We start from the raw sequence: 9,249 nt of genomic DNA, 5'->3' as shown, positions 1-9,249 counted from the left end.
CCGACGCACGGACCTGCATAACATACCTCAATTATATTTATCGATCCCTGACTCGACGTCATTCAACCCGTTCAGTGTCCCGGTCGCACGTTTCCAAGCCTTTGTATTTCGATCGACATCAACTCCAAGATCATGCCTTCGTCAAGCATGACATTCAACTCGACGTCGGAAAAGGCCTTGGGCAGGCTGATCTCCAACGTGACGAGTTTTTCGTCCATGGCGACTTTGCACAGATCTCTGACATGCTTATAGGCAAAGTCGACCTGACCGCCCTGCGCATAGACCTTGAAATGCCCGTCACCGCCGGATGCCTTAAGTATCTTCAGGCGGAACGTTACTTCATATTTGCCTGCAGCAAGCCCAAGCCAAGGCCCGAATACCAATGTGCCGCCATGGCCGCCGGAGACGAGCCGGCCCTCGTCACGCTTACCGATGTGGGAGCCAAGCCGCTTGTCGACAGGTTTGATCGCGAAGTGCTGCGGCGCGGACAGGCTTTGATGCCACTGGCCGTCAATGATGCTGGAAAGGATTTGCTTCGCGCTGTCCGTCCAATTTTGCGGAAGGTGCGATTGCACCGGCCCGGCAGCCGAACCGATCTCTTTCCGCCGCGGCTTGGTATCCTCGGCAAGCCAATCCGTTACCGCGATGGCCAGCTTTTCGCCATCGAGAGCGGTGAAGAAGGTCGTATCCTTGGGCGCGACCTCGCGAAAAACCGGAATGTCGCGTGCCAGAACCGGCAGTCCAAACTGCTCCGCCTCCGCCAACGGCAGGCCGAAGCCTTCCCCGTGTGATGGTGCAACGAGGCAAGTGGCCGCTTCATACAGCGCGGCCAACATATCGTCATCGGCTGAATCGAACCAGAAGAAGCGCTTGTTACGCTCTGGATGCGTATTGAAGCGCTTGACCAACTCGTCGACCATCCATCCCTTTTTGCCCACAAGCACGAGATGGACGTCCGAGCCCTGCTGCCATAACAGGTCGAACGCATCGAGTAGTTGGGCCTGGCCCTTGCGTGGTTCGATCGTGCCGACGGAAAGGAAAGTTCTGGCCTCTCGCAGCGTGTTGAGCAGAAAGGCGTTTGGCCCTTCCAATTCCGCCCGTACCCGCGTCCTGCTCGCAAGATCGCCCGAATTATGGAACCAACCGATCTTGAAATCATCGGCGATAAATTCATTTTCCGCGACGATATAGGAGGAGAAATCTTCGGCCACGGTTTTCGTCACCGCGATTATGCCGTTCATCTCCGCCACGGTGCGTAGCCACTGCGCATTATTTTCTACGACTTCGGCCGGGAAGAATTGTTTGAATTGCTGCGGCAGCAGATCGTGGATAATGAAATAAGCAGGCACGCCCAGCAGGCGCATCCTGCGGAATGCCTCCTTGCGCGCTGGCATGAGAACGTCGTGATAGTCCAGGCCCAGGAAGATGTCGCCGGGCTTGGGATCAATCAGATAGTTTTTGGTGCGCGCCGCTGTAACATTTCGATAGCGGGCCAGTACATCGGTAGCGACATAATAGTCGTTGTTGGTACGAGTATAGACCGGCAATATTTCGAAATCCGCCAGGTCCATCGTCAATAGCGCATCGAGAATATTGCGGGTGACGCGCTGGATTCCGGTTCCGCTGTCGCGCACATAAAGTTCGGAAATGTCCACAAAGATCGCACGGCGTCGAGGCAATGCCTTGACTACCTGCCGCGCGATGTGGACAGCCTCGTTGTTATGGATCAATCGCGACGGAGCGACGGCGCGCAAATAATCCACCAGAAGTTGGCGCTGCTCCGGACGGGACAGACCAGAGAAACGACTACGGGTCAACTCGCCGCGTGCTGCCTTGGCCTCTATCGCATCAAGCGCCAGCAGCGCGGTTTTTTCCCAGGAGAATTTGCCGAACTGGCGTTTGCTTGATTCTGCAAGCCGCTGCCGGAATGGATCGTCGGTCAGTACACGCTGTATGCTCCGAGTGATGTCAGGCAGCGAAAAGGGATCAAATAGCGCCTCTTCCAGTTCGATGATCTCCGGAACGCTGGCTGCATTGGCGCCGATCACCGGAATGTCGAAAGCCATCGCCTCCAGTACCGGAAGACCGAACCCCTCATGATAGGAGGGAAAGACGAAGGCCTTCGCATTGCGATACAGGCCGATCATTTCATCGTCGGACACGCGGTCGGTAAATACTACACGACCGTTCAGGCTGGGGTGGGATGCGACGCGTGCGGACAATTCCTCCATATGTTCGCGCGGCATACCGCCTGCCAGTACCATTTGATGCTTCGCCAGCACGGACGGATCGACAGCAGCGGTCGCGTCGATCAACCGATTGAGGTTTTTTCGCGCATCCGTAGCGCCGCTGTACATCAGATATGGGCCGGTAATGCCGAATTTCTTCTTCAAGGCTGCGAGCGGCGTGCCCTTGGTCGCAGCAAAGCTGTCGGAGATCGCCGCCGAGATGCTGACCACGTCCTCTGGTTTGTTACCTGCATGTTCGATGCCTTCGCGGCGGGAAGATTCCGAGATCGCCAGCAACAGGTCACATTTGCTGAAATGGTCGACCTTTTCCATGAACCATTGAAGGAGCCTGGCGTCCTGAAGATAGGTACTCTTGTAGATCAGCGGGATCATATCATAGAAGATCGCCGCTGTCGGGATATCCTTGAGAAAGCGGCCGACGGACGTGATCGTCTGGTCGCCGGCGCCTTCGGACATGCTCGATACGATCACGATATCGGGATTCAGCCCAGCGAGAGCAGCTTCGCGCAAGCCTTCCGAGGCGAAACGATGGGCGTCATTCTCCAGCAAAGCGTAATGTGCGATCCCGCTGGGGTGCCAGAGCAAAATGTTCTGCGCGCCGATCTGTCCCTTGAAATGGCTGATCAGGAACGGCAGTTCATCCGGTAAATCTGAGTTGAACGCGAGGAACACGTCGTGGCGATCGCGACAGAGGGCGATCAACGCCTCGGTGAAGGCGAAAGTATATCGGCCGATACCGCGATAGCGGCTGCCATTTTGCACCCCCTGCATATCGATCACGATGCGCAGCTTGCGACCAACAGGATTGGCCATCGGGGATGTTCCGGTCATGCGGGGCTCTTGAGCAAGGCGTAGATCGCGATCGTTTCGGCAGACAAATCATCCTGCAAGACGGCATCGAGTGCCGAAGATGCGTTTTCGTGAAGAACCAAGCCTGGATGGCTGGTCGGCGCACTGACAATGCCCAAGGTCGACGCAACCGCCGCCGGGCCGGCGCTCCTGCTCCCGCTGGCGAGTTGCATCTGCAGCGCGCGAATCTGTCGACTGACCGGATCCCTGCTCTCCACATCGTGGAACTGTCGCACGAACCAGCCTATGATGGGGAAGTCGGCCCAGCGTTGACGGGCAAGATATGTCTTCATGCCCGGCACCGCGCTGCCGTTTTTGCGCGCCTCTTTCGAGTTGGCGAGGGCAGAGATCACATCATATTTACGTGCTCCGGCAAGCATTTTGATACCGTAGTAATTCTGGCCGGAATCGTCCAATTCCCGGTTCAGGATCAATTGATATGCAGTTTGCAAAAAGGCGACACCGTTGAGCGACAGCAATTCGTTCAGCGACATGTTACCGTCCAGTGAATTCGACAAATTGCCATGATGCCCCACAGATTGATGCATTGAACTCTGTTTGTCACGCTTTGGCTCGGCCTTTTTCAGAGTAGACCAAGCTTTTCTGAACATGGCGCGGCCAGCGATTTGACATGTTCAATTTCCTAGACAAATGCTGCCTTCGGTTCCGATATCTGACTCGCAAAGTCAAGAGGCCGATCGCGACGGATTGCTGCGTTTGCACAAGACCAATACGGCTAGGTTACCGCGCCGTTTCGACCTAGATCGAAACCGCCAGATCGCTCTTCCCGCCAGCTTTGGCGCTTGCATCATCGGTGATCAATCGACGCAGATAGAGCCCCGCTGTTTGGCCAATGGATCAGAAACCCAGTTCGGTCATCTCTACCACGCGCTTTTCGCGCGCGCTGATTTCCGCAGCCTGGCCGATACCCACGGCGCGCAGTCCGTCCAGCGCCGTGACCTCGACCGCGCCATCGCCCCGCACCGCCTTGGCAAAGGCCTGGTGCTGATAATAGGTCGCGCCATAATGCGATCCTGCTTCCATCGCGGCGGGATCGACCGGTACATGGCTGCGCTCGACGGCCTTGTCCTTCATGAAGCCGACGCGCGGCGAGTAGACGAGGTCGCCCGGCGGGATCAGCACATCCAGCCGCGCCTTGTCGCCGGTCGCCGACATTTCTTCCTGATGCTCGGCGCCATCGGCGAACATGCACAGGTCCAGCATGGCGCGCACGCCATTGGCGAAATCGACCGTGGTGAAGCTGTTGTCGATGATGTCGGGCGTGCGACCGTCATAGCGTTCGTCCAGATGGTTCACATCCATCGCCCCCGAACAATAGACCCGCACCGGCTCCGACCGGACGATCAGGCGCATCAGGTCGAAGAAGTGGCAGCATTTCTCGACCATGGTGCCGCCCGTATTGGCCGAGAAGCGGTTCCAGTCGCCGACCTTGACCAGGAAGGGGAAGCGGTGCTCGCGGATCAGAAGCATCTGGAGCTTGCCGATCCGACCAGCATGGACTTGTTCGATGAAGGCGGCGGCGGGTGGCATGTAGCGATATTCCATGCCGGTCCAGAAAGGAGCGGCGCGTCCTTCCACCTGTTCCACTACCCAGCGTGCGTCCTCGACTGTGGTGCAGAGCGGCTTTTCGCAGAGGATTGCGATATCGCTGTCCAGCAGCGGTTCAAGCACCGCCCGGTGGGTATAGTTGGGCGACACGACCACGACGGCGTCGACATTGCCGCCCTTCACCATTTCCTGCGCGCTGGCATATTCGGCGACGCCCGCGGCCTTGTCCCCCAGCGCTCCGCGCGCCCAGCCCAGCGACGCCTCGACCGGATCGGCGATTGCGGTGATGGTCGCGCCTGGCTGGATCAGGATGTTGCGGATATGCTCCACGCCCATCATGCCAGTTCCGACGATGCCATAGCGTATAGTGTTTACCACTGGGATATTCCCCGAATCCGTGACCTGTGTCATTGAGCCGTCCATGACGACGCTGCGCCTATCCCCCGAACCGCGTCCGCTCGGCAAGAGCGGAATTTCCGTTTTCCCCATCGCCTGGGGCATGTGGCGCCTTTCCGGCGACGATCTGCGCGATGCCAGATCAAGGGTGGAGGCCGCGCTCGACGCGGGCATCACCCTGTTCGATACGGCGGACATCTATGGCTGCGATACGCCCGCCGGCTTCGGATCGGCCGAGGCGCTGTTCGGCCGGATTCTGGCCGATGCGCCGGAGCTGCGTGCGCGGATGGTGGTCGCGACCAAAGGCGGCATCCGTCCCGGCATTCCCTATAATAGCGGGGCGGACTATCTGGCCGATGCGATCGACGCCTCGCTGACCCGCATGGGCATCGAGCAGGTCGATCTCTACCAGATTCATCGCCGCGATTTCCTGACCCACCCGCAGGAGGTGGCGGCCAGCCTCACCAAAATGGTCGAAGCCGGCAAGGTTCGCGCGATCGGCGTATCCAACTACAGCATCCACGAACTGGACGCGCTCCAGACCTTCTTCGATCTACCGATCGTCAGCACGCAGCCGGAATTTTCCGCGCTGCGCACCGTGCCGCTCTATGACGGTACGCTCGATCAGGCGATGGCGCGGGACATCGCTGTGCTGGCTTGGTCGCCGCTGGGTGGTGGACGTCTGGCCAAGGCGCTGCATCCCGCCGCGATCCTGATCGAGGAGCAAGCGGCCCGCTTTGGCGTCGACATCACCGCCGCCGCCCTGTCCTGGGTCATGGCGCATCCCGCGCATCCGATCCCGATCGTGGGCAGCCAGTCCCCCGCGCGCATCGCGCGCAGCATCGACGCCTTCAAGGTCGAATGGACGCGCGGCGAATGGTATGGCGTGCTGGAAGCCTCGCTGGGAGAAAGACTGCCATGACCGGCCCCTGCGAAGTCGCATGGTTTTCCGCGCTGTGCGACGACGACTATGAATTTCTGGGCGTTGCCGACCCGCAACTCAAGTCGAGCTGGGAGCATTGTCGCGACATCGTTCTCGCGGCCGAAAGCGGTGGCTTCGACAATGTGCTGCTGCCATCGGGCTATGCGCTGGGCATCGACACCACCGCCTTCGCCTCCGCCATTGCCATGCTGACCCGGCGGATCAGACTGCTGATGGCGGTGCGCGTCGGCGAAAGCTGGCCGCCGCAACTGGCGCGCCAGATTGCGACCATCAACCAGATCGCGGGCGGGCGCCTTGCCATCAACATCATTTCCAGCGACCTGCCCGGTGAGGTGTTGGCCAGCGAGCCACGCTATGCCCGCACGGTCGAGGCGATGCATATCCTGCGCACCCTGCTGAACGGGCAGCCGATCGACCATCAGGGCGACTTCTGGCAACTCAAGCTCGACCCGCCTCGCATTGCGCAGGGCGGCACCGCGCCCGCACTCTATTTCGGTGGCCTGTCCGAAGCTGCGCGCGAAGCCGCGGCGGAAGGGGCGGACGTCTATCTCATGTGGCCGGACACGTTGCCGGCCGTGCGCGACATCATCGCCGACATGCGCGCCCGTGCGACGAAGCGGGGCCGGGCCTTGCGCTTCGGTTATCGCGTCCATGTCGTGGTGCGCGAGACGGAAGCGCAAGCGCGCGCCGCCGCGTCCCGGCTGCTCTCCCGCCTTGACGATGCGGAGGGGGCCGCGATCCGCGCCCGGTCGCTCGACTCGCAATCGGCCGGCGTGCGCCGCCAAGCTGAGTTGCGCGAGGCGGCCGGTAACGAGGGCTATGTCGAGGATAATCTCTGGACGGGAATTGGCCGCGCCCGGTCGGGTTGCGGCGCTGCTATCGTCGGGGATCCCGATCAGGTCCGCGCCAAGCTGGATGCCTATCGTGCCGAAGGTATCGAGGCGTTCATCCTGTCCGGCTACCCCCATTCGGCAGAGGCGGACCTGTTCGCCCGTCATGTGCTGCCGCACCTCGACCATGCGCCTCTCGCATTCTGATCAATAAGAAACAGAAAACTCTACTGAAGAGATAGAAATACTTTTCTTGCCTCCTGCTCCGCCGCATGCGAGCAGGAGGCCATGAGTTTCGACGCGCAATCCTCGTCCTTTCACGAGCAGGGCTATGCGGTGTTCGACCGCGTGCTGCGTGGCCCACTGCTCGATCTGTTGCAAGACCAATGCGCTGCCTTCGTCGCACGCGAGGATGCCCGCATGGATGTCGCCGGTACCGATCGGCTTGGCCTCAGCCATCGTGGCGCGCGCTATTTTGCCAATGAATGTCAGCGCGAACAGCCGGCGCTGCGCACCATGCTTTTCGCACCGGTCATGGCGGACATCTGCCGTGCCACGCTGGGCGCTGATGCCTATTTCTTCATGGATCAATATGTGGTGAAGGGGCCGGAGCAGGGCATGGCCTTTTCCTGGCATCAGGACAGCGGTTATGTCGCGGGCAATGGCGGCCCGGCGGACCATCCGCCCTATCTCACCTGCTGGTGTACGCTGGACGACGCGACCGTCAAAAATGGCACGGTGCGGGTGGTTCCCGGCAGCCATCGTCGCGGCCTGATCGCGCATGAGCGGCAGGAAGCGACGGCAGACCTCGGTGTCGCCGTTCCGGAGGATGGGCAGGCGATCGAAGTCGCAGCTGGCAGCATCGTCGCTTTCTCCAGCCTGCTGCTGCACGCGACCGGCACCAATCTCAGCGACCATCCGCGCCGCGTCTATCTTGCGCAGTATACGCCGCGCCCACTGCTCAATGCCGACGGGCATCTGCGCCGCAACGCTATCGCCTTCCTGCGCAACGGGGAACAGGTGACGTTCGGATGAGTACGAAAATTGCCGTCTCGGCCATCGCCGGCCGTACCCGCTGGTTGCTGTTCGGGCTGGTCGTGACAGCGGGCATCCTGAACTTGGTTGATCGCCAGATCATCTCCGTGCTCAAGCCGGTGATTGCCAAGGATCTGGGCTGGAGCGACAATGACTATGGCACGCTCGCCGCCTGGTTTCAGGGGGCGGCCGCCTTCGCCTTTCTCTTTACCGGCTGGATCGCCGATCGCGTCGGCGTCAAATGGGCCAATCCGCTCGGCGTCGCCGCCTGGAGCATCGCCGCCATCGCCCATGGCTGGGCGCACAGCATGGTCCAGTTCATTCTCTGCCGCGTCTCGCTCGGTGCGACCGAGGCGATGGGCACGCCGACCGGCATCAAGACGATCGCGACCATCTTCCCGCCTTCCCTGCGCTCGGCCGGTTTCGGCCTTGGCAATGCCGCGAACAGCATGGGTGCGGTACTGGCGCCGCTCGCCATTCCGGTGGTCGCGCTGGTCTGGGGCTGGCGTGGCACCTTCATCGCTGCGGGACTGATCGGACTGGGCTGGGCGGGCCTATGGCTGCTGGCGACCCGGCGGATCGATTTCGGATCGGTCCAGCCTGCGGTGGCGGCACCAACCGACGACGCCCCGGACTATGGCCCGATCCTGAAGGACCGGCGTACCTGGGCGATCGCCGTCGCCAAGATATTGTCGGACGCAACCTGGTGGCTGCTGCTGTTCTGGATGCCCGATTTCTTCAACCGGCAATTCGGCCTGAGCGGTGTCGATCTCGGCCCGCCGCTGGCGGTCGCCTATGGCGGCGCGGCTGTCGGGTCGCTGATCGGTGGACTGGTGCCGTCGCAGCTGCTGGCGCGCGGTCATGACCTCAACCGTGTGCGCAAGGGCGTATTACTCACATCGGCCCTGCTGGTGCTGCCCGTGCCGCTCGCCCTGCAAGCGGACGACTATTGGGTTGCCGTCTGCATATTGGCGCTGACGCTGGCCGCGCATCAGGGCTTTTCGACCAATCTCTTCGCGCTGATCGCGGATGTGACACCGCAGGCGAAGGTCGGCCGAGTCACCAGCTTCGGCGCCTTTTGTGGCAATCTGGGCGGCATGGCGATCGCCAAGATTGCCGGCCTGACGCTGGCGGCGGGGCTGGGCTATCTCCCGCTCTTCCTCTTCGCCTCCATCTCCTATCTACTGGGCATTGGCTGGATACAACTGCTGCTGCCCCGCCTGCCAAAACTGCGGAAGGACAAGCCATGAGCGATGAAAAGCGTGGCGTCCTGCTCGCGTCACAGGGACCGGGTCAGCCCTACGCCGCCTTTTCCTGGCCCGCCGACGGTCAAGCCGCAGACCCAGCCTTTACCACGCGAACCGAGGATTTGAGGCTG

General features: G+C 61.1%; 7 protein-coding genes. 4 read left to right on the top strand and 3 right to left on the bottom strand.

The window, feature by feature from the left end; translation table 11 throughout:
- Positions 1-71: 71 nt before the first annotated feature.
- From VMR39_RS02790 to VMR39_RS02780, 3 genes are all read right to left on the bottom strand, one after another.
- Entirely contained in the window at positions 72-3,080 is a 3,009-nt protein-coding gene (locus VMR39_RS02790; protein WP_325414123.1) for a glycosyltransferase family 1 protein, read from the bottom strand.
- Entirely contained in the window at positions 3,077-3,592 is a 516-nt protein-coding gene (locus tag VMR39_RS02785) for a DUF4214 domain-containing protein (RefSeq protein WP_325414121.1), read from the bottom strand. Before VMR39_RS02785 ends, VMR39_RS02790 begins: the two co-directional genes overlap by 4 nt.
- A 364-nt stretch (positions 3,593-3,956) precedes the next feature.
- On the bottom strand, positions 3,957-5,045 hold the full coding sequence (locus VMR39_RS02780; RefSeq protein ID WP_414712444.1) for a Gfo/Idh/MocA family protein: 1,089 nt from the start codon (positions 5,043-5,045) through the stop codon (positions 3,957-3,959).
- Positions 5,046-5,088: 43 nt separating this feature from the next.
- Between VMR39_RS02780 and VMR39_RS02775 the strand changes: the two genes are divergently transcribed.
- From VMR39_RS02775 to VMR39_RS02760, 4 genes are all read left to right on the top strand, one after another.
- Complete coding sequence (locus tag VMR39_RS02775; protein ID WP_325414119.1) at positions 5,089-5,985, top strand: aldo/keto reductase; 897 nt, start codon at positions 5,089-5,091, stop codon at positions 5,983-5,985.
- Positions 5,982-7,043: an LLM class flavin-dependent oxidoreductase gene (locus VMR39_RS02770; protein ID WP_325414117.1), complete on the top strand. Its 1,062-nt coding sequence runs from the start codon at positions 5,982-5,984 to the stop codon at positions 7,041-7,043. The genes VMR39_RS02775 and VMR39_RS02770 overlap by 4 nt, the downstream gene beginning before the upstream one ends.
- A gap of 81 nt (positions 7,044-7,124) precedes the next feature.
- Entirely contained in the window at positions 7,125-7,871 is a 747-nt protein-coding gene (locus VMR39_RS02765) for a phytanoyl-CoA dioxygenase family protein (RefSeq protein ID WP_325414115.1), read from the top strand.
- A complete protein-coding gene (locus VMR39_RS02760; RefSeq protein WP_325414113.1) occupies positions 7,868-9,121 on the top strand; it encodes an MFS transporter in 1,254 nt (417 codons plus the stop codon). The genes VMR39_RS02765 and VMR39_RS02760 overlap by 4 nt, the downstream gene beginning before the upstream one ends.
- Positions 9,122-9,249 lie beyond the last annotated feature (128 nt).

Source organism: Sphingobium sp. (assembly GCF_035511395.1).
Taxonomy (GTDB): Bacteria; Pseudomonadota; Alphaproteobacteria; order Sphingomonadales; family Sphingomonadaceae; genus Sphingobium.
This window is presented reverse-complemented; position numbering and strand designations above follow the sequence as displayed.

Bases quoted from the DNA above. Each gene is read 5' to 3' on its own strand.
- VMR39_RS02790 (WP_325414123.1), bottom strand. From the start codon at position 3,080: ATGACCGGAACATCCCCGATGGCCAATCCTGTTGGTCGCAAGCTGCGC.
- VMR39_RS02785 (WP_325414121.1), bottom strand. From the start codon at position 3,592: ATGTCGCTGAACGAATTGCTGTCGCTCAACGGTGTCGCCTTTTTGCAA.
- VMR39_RS02775 (WP_325414119.1), top strand. From the start codon at position 5,089: ATGACGACGCTGCGCCTATCCCCCGAACCGCGTCCGCTCGGCAAGAGC.
- VMR39_RS02770 (WP_325414117.1), top strand. From the start codon at position 5,982: ATGACCGGCCCCTGCGAAGTCGCATGGTTTTCCGCGCTGTGCGACGAC.
- VMR39_RS02765 (WP_325414115.1), top strand. From the start codon at position 7,125: ATGAGTTTCGACGCGCAATCCTCGTCCTTTCACGAGCAGGGCTATGCG.
- VMR39_RS02760 (WP_325414113.1), top strand. From the start codon at position 7,868: ATGAGTACGAAAATTGCCGTCTCGGCCATCGCCGGCCGTACCCGCTGG.